Origin of the sequence: Streptomyces sp. NPDC088732 (assembly GCF_044751205.1) — a bacterium.
Classification (GTDB): Bacteria; Actinomycetota; Actinomycetes; order Streptomycetales; family Streptomycetaceae; genus Actinacidiphila.
Genome location: NZ_JBIVLI010000002.1, coordinates 359,595 through 376,566, shown reverse-complemented (window position 1 = coordinate 376,566; position 16,972 = coordinate 359,595). Strand labels below are relative to the sequence as shown.

Genomic DNA, 16,972 nt, shown 5'->3' with positions numbered 1-16,972 from the left:
GTGATCCTCTGGCGGAGAAGAACCGACGAGAGGACCGTGGTGGCGGCAAGGGACGGCGGGCAGAAGAGCGGTACGGCCGGGCCGGGATGGTTGCGCCGGCTGACGGGTTACACCTGGCGGTACCGGCGGAACGTCCTGCTCGCACTCGGCTCGTCGCTCGGCGGCATGGCGGTGATGGCCCTGGTGCCGCTCGTGCCGAAGATCATCATCGATGACGTGATCGTCAAGCACGACAAGCCGCTCGCGCCCTGGGCGGCCGTGCTCATAGCCGCCGCCGTCGTGGTGTACGTGCTGACCTTCGTACGGCGCTTCTACGGCGGCCGGCTCGCGCTCGACGTGCAGCACGACATGCGCACGGAGATGTTCCACTCGCTCACCCGGCTCGACGGCGTGCGCCAGGACGAGCTCAACACCGGCCAGGTCGTCGGCCGGGCCACCAGTGACCTCCAGCTCATCCAGGGCCTGCTCTTCATGGCCCCGATGATGATCGGCAACGTCCTGCTGTTCCTGCTCTCGCTCGTCGTCATGCTGGTGCTCTCACCCCTGCTGACGGTGATCGCGCTGGCCGTCGCGCCCGCCCTGTGGTTCCTGGCCGACCGCAGCCGGCGGACCCTGTTCCCCGCCACCTGGTACGCCCAGGGGCAGGCGGCGGCGGTCGCCGGCATCGTCGACGGCTCGGTCACGGGCGTCCGCGTGGTCAAGGGCTTCGGCCAGGAGCAGCAGGAGATGTCCAAGATGCGCGCCGTCAGCGAGCGGCTGTTCGCCGGCCGGCTGCGCACGGTCCGACTCACCGCGCGCTACAGCCCGGCGCTCCAGGCCGTTCCCTCCCTCGGCCAGGTCGGCATGCTCGCGCTCGGCGGCTGGATGGCGGTACGCGGCCAGATCACGCTCGGCACCTTCGTCGCCTTCTCCACCTACCTCGCGCAACTCACCGGCCCGGTGCGGATGCTCACCGTGATGCTGACCGTCGGCCAGCAGGCCCGGGCCGGCGTCGAGCGCGTCACCGAACTCATCGACACCCGGCCCAGCCTGCGCGAGGGTTCGCGGGAACTGCCCCGCGAGGCCGCGGCCACCGTCGAGTTCGACCACGTGAGCTTCGGCTACGACCCGGCACGCCCGGTGCTGGACGACTTCTCCCTCGGCGTCGCCCCCGGCGAGACCGTGGCGGTCGTCGGCGCCTCCGGCAGCGGCAAGTCCACCGTCTCGCTGCTGCTGCCGCGCTTCTACGACGTCACGGGCGGCGCGGTGCGCGTCGGCGGCGAGGACGTGCGCGAGCTGACCTTCGACTCGCTGCGCGACGCGATAGGACTCGTGCCCGAGGACAGCTTCCTGTTCTCCGACACCGTGCGCGCCAACATCGCCTACGGCCACCCCGACGCCACCGACGAGCAGGTCCTCGCCGCGACCCGGCACGCCCAGGCCCACGAGTTCATCTCGGCCCTGCCGCAGGGCTACGACACCGTGGTCGGCGAACAGGGCCTGACCCTCTCCGGCGGCCAGCGCCAGCGTGTGGCGCTCGCCCGCGCGATCCTCACCGACCCCCGGCTGCTCGTGCTGGACGACGCGACCTCCGCCGTCGACGCCCGCGTCGAGGCCGAGATCCACGACGCCCTGCGCCAGGTCATGGCAGGCCGCACCACCCTGCTGATCGCGCACCGCCGCTCCACCCTCGCGCTCGCCGACCGCATCGCCGTCCTGGAGGCCGGCCGGCTGGTCGACATCGGCACCCACGAGGAACTGCAGGACCGCTGCGCGCTGTACCGGCGGCTGCTGACCGACCCCGACGAACTCGGCGCCGACGTGGTCACCCACGACCCGGCCGGCGAGATCGCCGCCGCGCCCCCGTGGCCCGGAGAGGGCGCGATCACCGGTCTGCTCGACCGCCCCGCCGCCCCGGCCGCGCCCCCGGCCGGCGGCGTCACCCCGGAGCTGTGGCCCGAGGATCGCCGCCACCGCGACGAGACCCCCGACCGCAGGGGTGCGGCTCCCGCGGCGGCGGCCGCCCGGGGCGGCCCCGGCAGCATGGCCTCGGCCATGGCCGGCATGCCCGCCACACCCGAACTCCTCGCCCAGGTCGCGGCGCTGCCGCCGGCCGATGACGTCCCGGACGTCGACGAGAAGGCCGCCGCGGACGTCGACAAGGACTTCGGCCTGCGCAGCATGCTGCGCGGCTTCCGCGGGCCGCTGCTCTTCAGCCTGCTGCTGGTCGCCGTGGACGCGCTCGCCGGACTGCTGCTGCCGGTCCTCATCCGGCACGGCATCGACTCCGGCGTCCGGCTGGCCGCGCTCGGCGCGGTCTGGGCCGCCTCGCTGCTCGGCCTCGCCGTCGTCGCCGCGCAGTGGGCCGCCCAGTGGGGATCCACCCGCCTCACCGGCCGGACCGGCGAGCGCGTGCTCTACACGCTCCGCGTGAAGATCTTCGCGCACCTGCACCGGCTCGGGCTCGACTACTACGAGCGCGAGCTGAGCGGCCGGATCATGACGCGGATGACCACGGACGTCGACGCCCTGTCGACGTTCCTGCAGACCGGGCTGGTCACCGCCCTGGTCAGCCTGCTCACCTTCCTCGGCATCCTGGTGGCGCTCCTCGTGATCGACGTGGAGCTGGCCCTGATCGTCTTCGCCACGCTGCCTGTGCTGCTGGTGGCCACGTGGGTGTTCCGCCGCAGGTCGGTCAAGGCGTACGAACTGGCCCGCGAGCGCGTCAGCGTCGTCAACGCCGACCTCCAGGAGCACGTCGCCGGGCTCCGCGTCGTCCAGGCCTTCCGCGGCGAGCGCGGCGGGGCGAAGCGGTTCGCCGGCCGCAGCGACGCCTACCGCCAGGCGCGGGTGCGCGGGCAGTGGCTGATCTCCGTCTACTTCCCCTTCGTGCAGCTGCTGTCCAGCGTGGCCGCGGCCCTGGTGCTGATCGTGGGCGCGCACCGGATCGGTGCGGGCACCCTCACCGCCGGCGCCCTGGTGGCGTACCTGCTCTACATCGACCTGTTCTTCTCCCCCGTGCAGCAGCTCTCCCAGGTCTTCGACGGCTACCAGCAGGCCTCGGTGTCCCTCGGCCGCATCCGTGAACTGCTGCGCACCCCGACGACGACCCCGGCCGCCGAGGCACCGCGCGAGGTGGGCCGGCTGAGCGGGGAGATCACCTTCCGCGACGTGCACTTCCGCTATGCGAAGGACGCCGCCGAGGCGCTGGCCGGCATCGAGCTGCGGATACCCGCCGGGCAGACCGTCGCCTTCGTCGGCGAGACCGGGGCGGGCAAGTCCACCCTGGTCAAGATGGTTGCCCGGTTCTACGACCCCACCTCAGGCGCGGTCCTCGTCGACGGCCAGGACCTCCGCGAACTCGACCTGACCGGCTACCGTCAGCGGCTCGGCGTCGTCCCGCAGGAGGCGTACCTCTTCGAGGGCACCGTCCGCGACGCCATCGCGTACGGGCGGATGGACGCCACCGACGCGGAGGTGGAGGCCGCCGCGCGCGCCGTCGGAGCCCACGAGATGATCGCCACGCTCGACGGCGGCTATCTGCACACCGTCGCCGAACGCGGCCGGAACCTCTCGGCCGGACAGCGTCAGCTCATAGCCCTGGCCCGCGCCGAACTGGTCGACCCGGACGTCCTGTTGCTCGACGAGGCGACCGCCGCCCTGGACCTGGCCACCGAGGCCCTGGTCAACCAGGCCGCCGACCGGCTCGCGGTGCGCCGCACCACCTTGGTGGTGGCGCACCGGCTGACGACCGCGGCCCGCGCGGACCGGGTCGTCGTCATGGACCACGGCCGCGTCGTCGAGGACGGCACGCACGAGCAACTGCTCGCCGCCGACGGCCGGTACGCCGCGCTGTGGCGCACCTTCGTCGGCGAGGACGAGAACAGCGAGGCCGCGGCCTGACCCCCGTGCGGGCGGTCCGCGCCGACCGGTGCGGGCCGCCCGCGGGCCACGGTCCGGGCGCGCGTCAGAGCCGGCGGGCGCACCCCACGCCGTCGGGCCCGCCGCCCACCCGGACGTAGAGCACCGTGTCCTTCGGGCAGGCGGCGCGGCTGCCGGCGAGGCGGGTGACCTGGTACTGCGGCTTGTGCGTGGCGGAACCGTCGCAGGTGGTCTCCTTCACCTCGCCCTGCCGCGAGGTGTACACGCAGTCGCCCGCGATGGTCTGCGGTCCCCCGCCCTCGCCCGGGTCGCCCGGGTGAGGGGCCATGAGGTTGCGCATGCAGGCATAGCCCTGCGGCTGGGCGGCGCTGACGGTCAGCAGGAAGTCGGTGGTCGCCGGGCAGCGGTCGCCCGGCCGCGCGGCGTTCTTCGTCGAGGGCGACGGCGAGGCGGGCAGCAGCCCGTACAGCCGGGCGACCACCCGGGCCAGGGCGGCCGGGTCGTCGCAGGCGATCTCGCGGTAGGAGCCGACCGGGTCGCTGGTCGCGCACTCGTCCTGGGCGAGGAAGACCCCGTCCTGCGTGGTCGGCGTCAGGCTCGGTCCGGCGGCGCTGCTGCCGGTCCCGCCCGGGCCCGGTGTGCAGGACGCCAGCAGAACGGCGAGCAGCCAGGCCCCGCCGAGCAGTTGACCCGAGATCGTCTGAATACGCACGGCGGCCCCCCACCACTTCCCCCGGGCGACGGTGCCCCTTTTGGGGAGGATAAGGGGTCGGGACCGGTTCCGGGAGGGGCCGCCGTGCGCGCTCCCTGTCAGTACCCCAGACCCCACCCGACGGGATACAGGTCCCGTGCCGGGTCGTCCGCGCGGACCACCGCCACCGGCAGCTTCCCGCTCGGCCGCACCCGGCCCGCCAGCACCCGGGCCGCCGCGCGCAGGGACACGTCGGTCCACCCGTAGGTGGCCAGTGCCGCCGCCGTCCCGTCCAGCCGCGCGACGTCGTACGGGTTGCGGATCGCGATCTGCACCACCGGCACACCGGTGGCGGCCAGCGCCCGTACCAGGGCGATCTGGCGGTCCGCGGCGGAGCCGACGTTGTACGTGGCCACGACCACCGCGTCGGTGCCGCGCGCGGCGGCCACCGCCCGGTCGATCGCCGCCTGGTCGGGCGCGATCCCGGTGGACACCGCCTCGGCGTGGTGCCCGAGCGCGGTGAGCGCGGCCGCCAGCACGGCGGTCGGCGGCCCGCCGGTGCCCGAGGGCGCCGCCGGATCGGCTCCGGCCACCAGCAGCCGGCGCCGGGCGGCCAGCGGCAGCACACCGTTGTTGGCCAGCAGCGTGACGGTGCCGTCGGTGATCCGGTCGGCGGCGGCGAGGTGGGCGCGGGTGCCGACGGCCTTGTCCACGCCGCGGTGGGTGACGTACGGGTCGTCCAGCAGGCCCCGGCGGGCCTTGAGGGTCAGGATGCGCTCCAGCGACCGCTCGATGCGCTCCTCGGTCAGCTCGCCGGAGCGCACCGCGGCCAGCACGCCCTGCCAGGCGGTCTCCAGCAGCGGCGGGTTGAGCAGTTGGTCGACGCCCGCCTTGAGGGCGAGGACGGGGACGCGGTCGTCCCCGTACTTCTGGCGCACACCTTCCATGCCGAGGGCGTCGGTGACGACCACGCCGTCGTAGCCCAGCTCCTCGCGGAGGATGCCGGTCAGGATCGGCCGGGACAGGGTGGCCGGGTCGCCGGAGTCGTCGAGGGCGGGCACCAGGATGTGCGCGGTCATGATCGAGTCGATGCCGGCGGCGACGGCGGCCCGGAACGGCGGTGCGTCCAGGCGCCGCCACTCCTCCAGGGAGTGCGTGATGACCGGCAGTTCGAAGTGGCTGTCGGTGCCGGTGTCGCCGTGTCCGGGGAAGTGCTTGGCGGTGGCGACGACCCCGGCGCCCTGATAGCCGGCCACCTGGGCGGCCACGAGCGCGGCGACGGCCTTGGGGTCGGCACCGAAGGACCGTACGCCGATGACCGGGTTGGCGGGGTTGACGTTGACGTCGGCGACCGGCGCGTAGTCCTGGTTGATGCCCATGGCCGCCAGTTCGGCGCCCGCGACGGAGGCGGCGGTGCGCGCGTCGCGCACGCTCCCGGCGGCGCCGAGCGCCATCCCGCCGGGGAAGAGCGTGGCGGGCGAGCCGACGCGCGTGACCGCGCCGTGCTCCTGGTCGGTGGAGATCAGCACCGGGACGCGCGAGGCGCGCTGGATGCCGTTGGACAGGTCGGCGATCTGGTGCGGGTCACGGGTGTTGTGGGCCCACGCGAAGTAGATGATGCCGCCGACGTGGTACTTGGCGATGAGCTCGGCGGCACTGGAGACGCCGATCTCGGCCTGGTTGGCGGCCGCGTCGGCGGGGTCGGGTGCGGTGGCCGAGTGGCCGTACACCCGCATCACGAAGAGCTGGCCGATCTTCTCCTCGATGCTCATCCGGTCGATGATCGCGCGGACGCGTCTGCGGTCGTTCGCCGCGGCCGCGCCCGCGGTGCCCGGGACGCCGAGGGCGAGGGCGGTGGAGGCGGCCGCGGCGGTGCCGAGGAGGGCACGGCGGGACGGACGGGGAGGGCTGTGCATGACGGACTCCTTCCGGCAGGAGGAGGCGGGACACACCGAAGGTGACCCTGAAAGAAACCTTCAAGCAGACACGCTTAGCCGGAAAGTTATTGTCAGTCAATGAGGCGTGCGCGTTCCGGCACCAACGAGGACGGCACGGCCAGGACCGCCGTCCAGCGCTGTGCCTGGATGCAGCGGATCGTCTCGTCCCCGGTCGTGACGGCAGAGAGCTCCTGACGGCTGATCATCAGCCAGGCGCCGGTCGGCCGGCAGCCCGTCAGCACAAACGCGAAGCGCCGCTCGCCCGGCCGGGACGGATGGCCCGCCAGTTGCTTGCGCACGGTCCTGGCGTCCTTGGGGGAGAGCGTGGCGAGGAAGGCGTCGAGCTGCCGGCCCGAGGTCACCTCGGCGTTCCGCGCGGCGGGCGCGGGCTCACCGCCGTCCAGCCGGCCGAAGGCCACCGTCCGGCCCGGTCCGGCCGGGTCGGGCTGCGGGCTGGGCTCCTGGGCGAACCGCGGATGCGCGGGCATCCGGTCGCGGGGCACCTCGAAGACGGTGACGACCTGGTGGGCCGCGAAGCACTCCGGCGGTGGAGGCGGCTGGTCGAGCCCGAGCACCAGCCGGTCGCCGCTGCGGAACAGCTGCGCGTCCGTGGCGGCGCTGCACCCGGTCGTGCGGTTCCAGGCGACCAGCACATAGCGCGAGAAGTCCGTGGCGGCGGCCCGCTTGCCGATCTCCGCGCCCACCGCGGGGTCCGACGCGGCGAACCACCCCGGGAACCGGCCCGCGTCGCGTTCGTCGTTCAGCACCGTGTGGAGCGACGGGGCCCGGACGGACGACGAGAAGTACACCCGGTGCGAGGCGATCCCGCCCTGGCGCGGCGCCGAGGGGGCGACCGGGACCGACGGGGAGGCGGAAGTGGAGGTGGAGGCCGGGGGCTTGGGATCCGAGGTCGGCGTGACGACGGCGGACGACGCGGGGCCGCCACCGGCGCTCTCGGAGGGGGGCGCACCGGTGGCGGACTGCTGCCGGCCGCAGGCGGCGGAGAGGGTTGTCAGCGACGCAGCCAGCAGCGTGACCGACACCGCTTTGCGGAGACTCACCAGCAGCACGTGAGTTGGACGGGACGCGGCCCGGAACGGTTCCCTGCGTGTGGAGGACATCCGCCTATGGTCGGGCAACGACCCGCGGGTAGTGCTCCCGCAACACGCGGACCGTCTCACTGATGGCGGGACGCCGTGACGCCCCCGTGCGCCACAAGGCGTACAGCCGCCGCACCGGCGCCGGCTCCAGCGGCACCACGGCCACGCCCGCGGGCACCGGCCCGCGCCCCAGCCGGGGCACGAGCGCGATCCCGAGTCCGGCGGCGACCAGTTCCAGCTGCGTCTGGTACTCGGCGACCTGGAACGCGAGGTCGGGCTCGCTGCCCAGTTCCCGCAGGGTCCGCACCAGCAGCACGTGGGTTGGACGGGACGCGGCCCGGAACGGTTCCCTGCGTGTGGAGGACATCCGCCTATGGTCGGGCAACGACCCGCGGGTAGTGCTCCCGCAACACGCGGACCGTCTCACTGATGGCGGGACGCCGTGACGCCCCCGTGCGCCACAAGGCGTACAGCCGCCGCACCGGCGCCGGCTCCAGCGGCACCACGGCCACGCCCGCGGGCACCGGCCCGCGCCCCAGCCGGGGCACCAGCGCGATCCCGAGTCCGGCGGCGACCAGTTCCAGCTGCGTCTGGTACTCGGCGACCTGGAACGCGAGGTCGGGCTCGCTGCCCAGTTCCCGCAGGGTCCGCACCAGCCACTCGTGGCAGACGTGCCCGGGCGGCTGGCAGATCCACCGCTGGTCGACGAGGTCCTCGCGGGCCAGGGGGCCGCGGGCCGCCAGGGGATGCGCGGCGGGCACCAGGATGTCGCAGTGGTCCTCGCCGATCTCCACCCGCTCCAGCCCCTCGGGGGCGGGCAGCGGCGCGATGTCCCAGTCGTGCACCACGGCCAGGTCGACCACGCCGCGCGCGACCAGGTCGACGGCCAGGTGTGCGCCCTCCTCCAGCAGCCGCAGCTCCAGCGACGGGTGGGCCGCGGCCAGTTCGGCGAGGACAGCCGGCAGCAGCCCGCGCGCGGCGGTGGGGAAGGCGACCGTCGTCAGCCGGCCGGTGGGCCTGCCGCGCCGCTCCTCCAGGGCGACCTCGGCCCGCTCGACGATGGCCATCAGCTCCTGCGCGGTCTCGGCCAGCAGTTGTGCCGCCTCGGTCAGCGCCACCCCGCGGCCCTGGCGTTCCAGCAGCGTGGTGCGGGTCTCCCGCTCCAGCTTCGTGATCTGCTGCGAGACCGCGGAAGCGGTGTAGCCGAGGGCGGTCGCCGCCGCGCCGACGGAGCCGTGCACATGCACCGCGTGCAGCGCGCGCAGCCGGGCCAGGTCCAGCATCCGTTCACCCCATCGTTCAGAGATCGTGAATCCGATCGCGCGGCGACAGGTGCGGTTGCTGAAGAGTCGCCGGGACCGCAGGATACGGCGCCCGGTGCCGGGACGATGTGACGCGCGCCTCGTGCTCGCGTCGCCCGCCGTACGAGCGGTGGGCGAGTCAGGCCGACTCGCCGAGCAGCCCCAGCAGATGGGAACGGCCCCGCGACAGCAGCTCCGGCAGCGCCCGCACCTGCGGATACCAGCGGCGCTCGTACTCCCAGCACAGCCAGCCGTCCCAGCCCGCCCGGCTGAGCACCTCCACCGTCCCGGCGAGCGGCACGGCACCGCGGCCGAGCGGCACCGGGGTGGTGTCCTGCGCCGAGGAGACGTCCTTGACCTGCACATAGCCCAGATACGGCGCCAGCACCGGGTAGGTGTGCTCCGGCTGCTCCCCGCCGAGCCACGGGTGCAGCACGTCCCAGAGGGCACCCGCGCTGTGATGGCCCACCAGCCCCAGGACCCGGGCCACGTCCGCGCCGGTGCGGTGCGAGTCGTGGGTCTCCAGCAGCAGCCGTACACCCAGGTCCGCCGCCTCCGACGCCACCGCGGCCAGGCGGCGGGCCGCGCGGGTGTCCGCGCTGTCCGGCTGCGAACCGTTCCCCGCGCCCGGGAACACCCGCAGGTGCGGTGCCCCGAGGCCGGCGGCGAGCCGCATGTGGTCGCGCAGCCCGCGCAGTACGGGCTCGTCCTCGCCCGGAGCGGCCACCTGCACATAGGAGGCGACCGCGACGACGTCGACCCCGGCGGACCGGAACTCCTCGCGCACCGCGGCCCGCTCGCGCTCCGTCAGGCCGGCGTGCACCGGCTCGTCGTGACCGGCCCGCAGTTCCACGCCGTGCCAGCCGTGCCCGGCCGCCAGCCGGGCCACGTCCGCCATGGGCAGCCCGGGCACGCCGAGGGTCGAGAACGCCAGCTTCACTTTCCGGACGTTACAGCACAAGTCGCCAGTCCTGCCCGACGAGATCCTTGCCGAAGCTGTGGTGCGCCTTCTGCCCGGTCAGCTCGAATCCGGCCGCCTGGTAGATCCGGCGGGCCGAGGCCAGGACGTCGTTCGTCCACAGCACCAGCTCGCGCCTGCCGGTCCCGCGGGCGTGCCGGACGCAGGCGTCGACCAGGTCCCGGCCGATGCCGTGGCCGCGGGCCGCGGGGTCCACCAGCAGCAGGCGCAGCCGGGCCGTTCCGGGCTGCTCGCCCGGTACGCAGAAGACGCAGCCGGCGCGTTCGCCGTCCAGTTCGGCGATCCACGCGCGCTCATGGCCGTCGGCGACGATCCGGGCGACGAGCGTCTCGTACTCGGCGTTCCAGCCGAACTCCTCGGCGTAGACCTCCGCGTTGCGCTGCACCACCCAGCCCAGGTCGCCGGGGCGCGGCCCGCGCAGCCGGACCCGCTCAGCGGCTTCCGGGGCGGATTCGGGGGCGGATTCGGGGGCGGTGGCTCCGCCCAGGACCTCGCGGACCGTGCGCATGGCGCCGGTCAGTCGTTCGCGGTCGCGCGGGGCCAGGCCGCCGACCATGGACGAGACGGCGTCCCGGGACCGTTCCTCCAGCAGCCCGGCGGCCGCCCGGCCGTCCGGTGTCAGGTCCACCCGCTGCCGCCGGGCGTCCCGCTGCGAGGGGGTCCGGGTCACCAGCCCGCGCTGCTCGAAGGCCGCGAGCATGCGGCTGAGCTGCCCGGCGTCGACGGACAGCGCTGCCCGCAGATCGGCCGCGTCGAGCCCGTCGGCGTGGGCGAGTTCGTACAGGACGCGGGCCTCGGTGAGCGTGTACGGGGTGTGCAGATGTCGGCTGTAGTCCAGCGCCCCGATGAGGTTGGTGTAGAAGCGGTTGAACGCCCTGATCTCCTGAACGGTCACGGTCCCTGTGCCTCTCCCGGGGAAATCCTTTGACTCAGTCAAAGGTATTCCGCCGTGGGGGCACTCCGCCAGTGCCGCGCGGTGTGCCGCCGCGTCCCGTTCCGGGCCCGCTACGCGTCCTGCCGCGGCGGCGCGGTGGAGGCGCGCACCATGAGCTCCGTGCGAACGGTCGCGAGCCCTCCGGGCGGCGGTACCTGACGTCCCATCACCAGGCGTCCGGCGCGGGCCCCGGCCTCCTGGAGCGGGATCCGCACGGTCGTGAGCGCGGGGGAGGCGTCGGCGCTGAACGGCAGGTCGTCGTAACCGGCCACCGAGACGTCCTCCGGGATCCGCAGTCCGCGTTCGCGCAGGGCGGCGCAGACGCCCAGCGCGACACTGTCGTTGGCGGCGAGGACCGCGGTGAGGCGGGGCTCGCGGCGCAGCAGTTCGTGGGCGGCGTCGTAACCGGAGGAGCGGTCGTAGTAGCCGTGCACCGTGAGGCGGTCGAGTTCCGCGGCGGAGCCGGCGAGGCCCGCGTCCGCGAGGGCGGCGCGGTGGCCCTCGATCCGGTGCCGCGTGGTGGTCCGTTCGGCGGGGCCCGCGACATAGCCGATGGTGCGGTGGCCGAGGGCGAGCAGGTGCTCGGTGAGGCGCTGGGCGCCGCCGCGGTTGTCGAAGGCCACGGTCACGACGGCGTCGCCCGCGGAGCCGGGGAGCGCGGCGAGTTCGGGCAGCGGGGGCCGGCCGCACAGCACGATCCGTGTGCCGGAGGCGGCGAGCCGGGCGAGCCGGGCGGCGACGGCGGCGGAGTGCTCGGTGCCCTCCACGGCGCCGCCGGTGAGCACCACCCCTGCCGCGCGCTGCCGTGCCAGCAGGGTGAGGTAGTTGAGCTCCGCCTCGGGCGAGCCGCCGGTGTTGCAGACGACGGCGAGCTTCCCGGCGCCCGCCGGCACCCCGGCCGGGGTGTCCGGGCCGCCGCTGATCTCGCTCTGCACGGCACTGGCGATCAGACCGAAGAAGGGGTCGGCGACGTCGTTGACGAGCACGCCGACCAGGTCGGAGGTGGCGGCGGCGAGCGCGCGGGCGTGGCCGTTGACGACGTAGTCCAGATCGTCCACGGCCCGCAGGACGCGCTCGCGGGTGTTCCCGGCGACCGGGTAGTTGCCGTTCAGCACGCGCGACACGGTTGCGGCGGACACTCCGGCGTGCGCCGCGACGTCGGCCAGGGTCACTGCCATGCTTCTGCTTCCTCCGGTTCGGTCCGTTTCGGGCCCTCGGCCCGTGGCCGCACATGTTCTCATCCCGGAGCGGCTCGGGGAGCGGGTCCGGCCCGGCCCGAAGGGCAGAAAGCGCTGTCTGTCAGAAGGTGGTGCTTCTTGTCGATTGTCGTGGCGATGGCTAGCGTGAGGGACGAGAAAGCGCTTGCTGTCATGGTCACCCCCTCGGCACCCCGCCGCCGAAGAGAGGAACTGCTGTGGTCCGCAAGGCAGTTCGGATCACCACGGACGGCGTCACCGGCCGCACGGGCTTCCGCCGGCATCGGGTCCGCCCGGTCCTCGCCCCTCGCGGGCGGGGCGGTCCCGGCGACGGCGGCACTCCGCGGCCGGAGCGCGCCCTCGCCGGACGGCCCGGCCCGGAACCGGCTCAGGTCCCCATCGGCCGCGCCCCGGTGCTCGCCGGCCCGGCCGCCGGCGGCTGCATCGCCGTGCGGGCCACGGGCGTTCGCGGGGAACATCCGGCCGCCCCCCGGCCGGCGGCCCCACCGCGACCGGCCCACGCGGCCACGTCCACCGGCGTCCGGCACCGCGTCGTCCGGGAGGACGGCCTGCGCAACTGCCGTACCCGGCACCGCTGCCGCGCGCCGGAACCGGCGCGGCAACCCGACGCGCGTGGTTTCCGGCCGCAGGGGGAACTCTTCCCGCGCCAGGTCCTGCCCGGCGGGTCCTCGCCCCGCGATCTGCCGGCCGGCGCCCGCGGAGCGCAACCCGCCGAACTCGCCCAACTCGCCGAACCCACCGAACTCGCCCCACCGGCAGAGCCGGCCCTCGGATCCCCGACCGCGGGCCGCCGTCCCGACGTACCGGAGCTGACCCTGTGACGACCATCCGTCTCCCCGACGCGTCGGGGGAGTTGCGGCCGTACCGGCCGCGCACCGAACCCGCGGGCCACTTCTCCGCACCAGCCGGCAGCGCCGCGCCGCGCAGCCGCGTCGTGTACGCGGCGGCGCACGTCGTCGCGGACCCGTTCCGCACCGCCCCCGGTCTGCCGGCGGCCGTCGACTGGGACGCGACCCTGGCCTTCCGCCACCACCTGTGGTCCCACGGACTGGGGGTGGCGGAGGCGATGGACACCGCGCAGCGCGGCTCGGGCCTGGACTGGCCTGCCGCTGCCGAGTTGACGCGCCGCTCCTGCGCCGAGGCCCGGGCCGCCGGTGGCCGCATCGTGTGCGGCGTGAGCACCGACCAGCTGCCCGTGACCGAGATCGGCTACCCCTACAGCCTGGACGACGTCCGCAGGGCGTACGAGGAGCAGCTCGCGCTCGTCGAGGACGCCGGCGGGCGGCCCGTGCTGATGGCCTCCCGCGCCCTCGCCGCGGTCGCCAAGGGGCCCGAGGACTATCTGGAGGTGTACGGCCATCTCCTGCGGCAGTCCGCGCGACCCGTCGTCCTGCACTGGCTCGGGCCGATGTTCGACCCCGCGCTGGAGGGCTACTGGGGAAGCACCGCCCTCGACGCCGCCACCCGCACCTTCCTGGATTTGGTCGCGGCGCACCCCGGCAAGGTCGACGGGGTCAAGATCTCCCTGCTGGACGCGGAGCGCGAGATCGGGCTGCGCCGCCTCCTCCCGGACGGTGTGCGCTGCTACACCGGCGACGACTTCCACTATCCCGAGCTGATCGCCGGGGACGAGCAGGGCCACAGCCACGCCCTCCTCGGCGTCCTCGACCCGCTCGCGCCCCTGGCCGCCGACGCCCTCCGCGCGCTGGACTCCGGTGACACCGCGGCCTTCCGCGCGCTGCTCGACCCGACGGTCGAGCTGGCCCGGCACCTGTTCGGGCCGCCCACCCGCCACTACAAGACCGGTGTCGTCCTGCTCGCCTGGCTCGCCGGCCACCAGTCGCACTTCACGATGCTCGACGGTCTGCACTCGGCCCGCCCCCTTCCCCATCTGGCCCGCGCGTACGAACTGGCCGACCGCGTCGGACTGTTCCCCGACCCGGCACTCGCCGTGTCCCGCATGCGGAACTTGCTCTCTGTGTACGGAGTGTGACAGTGGGTACTGACAATCGCGTCCCGGACGATCTCGTGCGGCTCAGCGTCAACCAGGAGACCGTGCGCCAACTCGCCCTTCCCGAACTGGTCGACGGCCTCGCCGCGCGCGGTGTGCCGGGCGTCGGCCTGTGGCGCGGACCGGTCCGCGAGTTCGGTGTGGAGGCCGCCGCGAAGCTCGTCCGCGACGCGGGGCTCACGGTCACCTCGCTGTGCCGCGGCGGCTTCTTCACCGCCTCCGACCCCGGTGAGCGGGCCGCCGCGCTCGCCGACAACCGCGCGGCGGTGGAGGAGGCCGCGGCGCTGGGCACCGGCACGCTCGTGCTGGTCTCCGGCGGCCTCCCGGCCGGGGAGCGCGATCTCGCCGCCGCTCGCGAGCGGGTCGCCGACGCCGTGGCCGAACTCGCCCCGTACGCGGGCGAGCGGGGTGTCCGCCTCGCGATCGAGCCGCTGCACCCGATGTTCGCCTCGGACCGCTGTGTCGTGTCGACCCTCGCCCAGGCCCTGGACATCGCCGAGCGCTTCCCCGCCGAGCGGGTCGGCGTCGTTGTGGACACCTACCACCTGTGGTGGGACGACCTCGCCGGCCGGGGCATCGCGCGGGCCGGGGAGGGCGGTCGCATCGCCTGCTTCCAGGTCGCGGACTGGATCACCCCGCTGCCCGCGGGCGTCCTGCTGGGGCGCGGGCAGCTCGGCGACGGGTGCGTCGATCTGCGGGGGTTCCGCGAGCAGGTGGACGCGACCGGATTCGCCGGGCCCGTCGAGGTAGAGATCTTCAACCCGGCCCTGTGGGCCCGTGACGGCGGGGACGTTCTGGACGAAACCATCGCAAGGTACCGCTCCCACGTGGTGTGAACGGGCCTCCGAGGGGTGATCGGAAAACTTTGAAATTTCTTCTGGAGGGCGTGCAACCATCCCCCGGGCTCGCGGGTCTATGTAGCGTCAAGACCCTGAGGGGGGCCTCGTACGGGTCTTGAGTGAGGGGGAGGCGCGGTGTCCGGAGGGGGCTCGGGACACCACGCAGAGGGAGGGGAACGCTTAAGGGGTCCGGCCGAGCCGGACCCCTTTCGCCGTTCACGGGGCGGTGTACGGGCCCCGCGCCCCGCGGTCCCGCAGGCGGTCAGCGCTTCTCGCGCGCCCGCCGGGCCAGTACCGCCGCGACCACCGGGATGATCGACTCCAGTGCCCCGGCGACCGCCTCCTCCGGCAGCCCGGTCCGCTTGGCCACCGCCCGCGCCGCCGGAGCGGCGACCTTCGTCAGGACCGCCACGAGGGCGCCGCTGTTGCTTCCGCCCTGTGCGCCGCCCTGCACCCCGGCGAAGCCGGCGGCCGCGGCGGGCAGCGATTCGGTCGCGTTCGCCGCCTGTTCCATGGCCTGGCACAGTTCGGCCGTTCCGCCGGGGGTCACCGCGTCGTCGGTGAGCACCCCGGTGAGCGAGGCCACGGAACCGCCCACGACCTGCCGCGTCTCGTCGGCGTCGGTACCGAGCAGCGCGGCGATCTCCCGGAGCCGGTCCTCGCCCAGCTCCTCCAGTACCTCGTCCTTCAGCGGTCGATCGCTCATGCTCCGGACGTTAGTTGCGAATCGCCCGCTCGGCCCGCCGACCGCAGCCGGACGGATGTACCCCGCTCAGAAGGGGACACCGCAGCGCAGGATGACGTTCGCGTAGGGTCGCGCCTCCCCGGTGCGGACGACCAGCCTGGCCTGGTGGGTGAGCGCCTTGAAGTCCTCGTGGGGGACCAGCTCCAGGTCCGGGAACGCCTCCTCGAGCTGCGCGGTGACCTCGGGGTTGTGGTCGCGCACCTCCTTGGCGGCGACGGCGCCCTCGATCACCAGCTCCTCCTGGAGCCCCCCCAGCACCTCGGCGAACGAGGGCGTCCCGGCGCGGAAGGCGAGATCGACGACGACGGGGCCGGGCGGGATAGGCAGGCCCGCGTCGCAGACGACGACCAGGTCGGTGTGACCGAGCGCGGCGAGCGCGCCCGCCAGGTGGCGGTTGAGGATTCCGGACTTCTTCACAGCTGTTCCGTCTCGTCGAGGGTGGGGAAGGACTCCTGCGCACCCGCCTTGGTCACGGCCGCGGCGCCGACGCGCACCGCGAACCGCACGGCGGTCTCCAGGTCGTCGCCGGCGCCCAGCCGCCAGGCCAGCGCCCCGGTGAACGCGTCACCGGCCCCGGTGGTGTCGACGGCCTCCACGCGCAGGCTGGGCACGAGCACCGTGCCGTCGGTCGTCGCCGCGAGGGCGCCCCCGGCGCCCAGGGTGACGACCACCGAGCGCGGCCCGAGGGCGAGCAGCCCCCGTGCCCAGTCCTCCGGAGTGGCCCCCGCGTCCTCGCCCAGCAGGAAGCGCGCCTCGTGCTCGTTGACCACGAGCGGATCGCAGCCCTCCAGCACCTTCGGCGGCAGCGGCGCCGGGGGCGACGGGTTGAGCACCACCCGCGTCCCGGCCTCCGTGGCCGCCGCCACGACGGCGGCCACGGTCGCGGGCGGGATCTCCAGTTGCAGCGACACGACGGGGGCGGCGGCCAGCAGCTCGTGCGCCCCGGCCACATCGGCCGTCCCCAGGCGCCCGTTGGCGCCCGGCGAGACGACGATGCTGTTGTCGCCGGAAGGGTCCACCGTGATCAGCGCGACCCCGGTGGGGGTGTCGCCGACCAGGATGCCGGAGGTGTCCACGCCGGCCGATCTGAGCGACCCGGTCAGCAGCCGCCCGTGCGCGTCGTCGCCGACCCGCGCCAGCAGCGCCGTGCGCGCGCCCAGGCGGGCCGCGGCGACGGCCTGGTTGGCGCCCTTGCCACCGGGGTGGGTGGCCAGGTCGGAGCCGAGGACGGTCTCGCCCGCCGCCGGGCGGCGGTCGACGTGGATCACCAGGTCGGCGTTGGCCGACCCCACGACCAGCAGGTCGTAGCCGTGCATCTTTGTGTTCCCTTCGCGGAATCGGCCGTAACGGTGCGTCG

At 74.3% G+C, this 16,972-nt stretch carries 14 protein-coding genes and 1 pseudogene; 4 read left to right on the top strand and 11 right to left on the bottom strand.

Going from position 1 to position 16,972, the window contains the following annotated elements; translation table 11 throughout:
* Positions 1–36 precede the first annotated feature (36 nt).
* On the top strand, positions 37–3,882 hold the full coding sequence (locus ACIP9H_RS04525; protein WP_401582976.1) for an ABC transporter ATP-binding protein: 3,846 nt from the start codon (positions 37–39) through the stop codon (positions 3,880–3,882).
* Positions 3,883–3,946: 64 nt separating this feature from the next.
* Here ACIP9H_RS04525 and ACIP9H_RS04520 read toward each other — a convergent pair whose 3' ends face one another.
* From ACIP9H_RS04520 to ACIP9H_RS04485, 8 genes and pseudogenes are all read right to left on the bottom strand, one after another.
* Complete coding sequence (locus ACIP9H_RS04520) at positions 3,947–4,573, bottom strand: hypothetical protein (RefSeq protein WP_401582974.1); 627 nt, start codon at positions 4,571–4,573, stop codon at positions 3,947–3,949.
* 98 nt (positions 4,574–4,671) lie between these two features.
* Positions 4,672–6,468, bottom strand: coding sequence for a glycoside hydrolase family 3 protein (locus ACIP9H_RS04515; protein WP_401582972.1), 1,797 nt, complete (start codon positions 6,466–6,468; stop codon positions 4,672–4,674).
* Positions 6,469–6,560: 92 nt separating this feature from the next.
* The gene (locus ACIP9H_RS04510; protein WP_401957445.1) at positions 6,561–7,610 is read right to left on the bottom strand and encodes a hypothetical protein; all 1,050 of its coding nucleotides are present in this window, start codon (positions 7,608–7,610) and stop codon (positions 6,561–6,563) included.
* A 4-nt stretch (positions 7,611–7,614) separates the two neighbouring features.
* Positions 7,615–7,917 (bottom strand): annotated as a pseudogene (locus tag ACIP9H_RS04505) (LysR substrate-binding domain-containing protein); the annotation flags it as partial.
* Positions 7,918–7,960: 43 nt separating this feature from the next.
* Positions 7,961–8,872: a LysR family transcriptional regulator gene (locus ACIP9H_RS04500; protein WP_401582968.1), complete on the bottom strand. Its 912-nt coding sequence runs from the start codon at positions 8,870–8,872 to the stop codon at positions 7,961–7,963.
* A gap of 157 nt (positions 8,873–9,029) precedes the next feature.
* Entirely contained in the window at positions 9,030–9,830 is an 801-nt protein-coding gene (locus ACIP9H_RS04495; protein ID WP_401582966.1) for a sugar phosphate isomerase/epimerase family protein, read from the bottom strand.
* Between the two features lie 10 nt (positions 9,831–9,840).
* A complete protein-coding gene (locus ACIP9H_RS04490) occupies positions 9,841–10,764 on the bottom strand; it encodes a GNAT family N-acetyltransferase (protein WP_401582964.1) in 924 nt (307 codons plus the stop codon).
* Positions 10,765–10,874: 110 nt separating this feature from the next.
* Positions 10,875–11,981 carry a LacI family DNA-binding transcriptional regulator gene (locus ACIP9H_RS04485; protein ID WP_401582962.1) on the bottom strand — a complete coding sequence of 369 codons (1,107 nt, stop codon included), beginning with the start codon at positions 11,979–11,981 and terminating at the stop codon, positions 10,875–10,877.
* A 236-nt stretch (positions 11,982–12,217) separates the two neighbouring features.
* Between ACIP9H_RS04485 and ACIP9H_RS04480 the strand changes: the two genes are divergently transcribed.
* From ACIP9H_RS04480 to ACIP9H_RS04470, 3 genes are read left to right on the top strand one after another with little or no spacing between them, the layout of a single operon-like run.
* On the top strand, positions 12,218–12,841 hold the full coding sequence (locus tag ACIP9H_RS04480) for a hypothetical protein (protein WP_401957440.1): 624 nt from the start codon (positions 12,218–12,220) through the stop codon (positions 12,839–12,841).
* Positions 12,838–14,013 carry a dihydrodipicolinate synthase family protein gene (locus ACIP9H_RS04475; RefSeq protein ID WP_401582958.1) on the top strand — a complete coding sequence of 392 codons (1,176 nt, stop codon included), beginning with the start codon at positions 12,838–12,840 and terminating at the stop codon, positions 14,011–14,013. The genes ACIP9H_RS04480 and ACIP9H_RS04475 overlap by 4 nt, the downstream gene beginning before the upstream one ends.
* A 2-nt stretch (positions 14,014–14,015) precedes the next feature.
* Complete coding sequence (locus ACIP9H_RS04470; protein ID WP_401582957.1) at positions 14,016–14,867, top strand: sugar phosphate isomerase/epimerase family protein; 852 nt, start codon at positions 14,016–14,018, stop codon at positions 14,865–14,867.
* 265 nt (positions 14,868–15,132) lie between these two features.
* Here the strand turns inward: ACIP9H_RS04470 and ACIP9H_RS04465 are convergent, their stop codons facing one another.
* From ACIP9H_RS04465 to rbsK, 3 genes are all read right to left on the bottom strand, one after another.
* Positions 15,133–15,576, bottom strand: coding sequence for a DUF937 domain-containing protein (locus tag ACIP9H_RS04465; RefSeq protein WP_401582955.1), 444 nt, complete (start codon positions 15,574–15,576; stop codon positions 15,133–15,135).
* A 66-nt stretch (positions 15,577–15,642) separates the two neighbouring features.
* A complete protein-coding gene (gene rbsD / locus ACIP9H_RS04460) occupies positions 15,643–16,032 on the bottom strand; it encodes a D-ribose pyranase (protein WP_401582954.1) in 390 nt (129 codons plus the stop codon).
* Positions 16,029–16,931, bottom strand: coding sequence for a ribokinase (gene rbsK / locus ACIP9H_RS04455; RefSeq protein ID WP_401582952.1), 903 nt, complete (start codon positions 16,929–16,931; stop codon positions 16,029–16,031). The genes rbsD and rbsK overlap by 4 nt, the downstream gene beginning before the upstream one ends.
* Positions 16,932–16,972 lie beyond the last annotated feature (41 nt).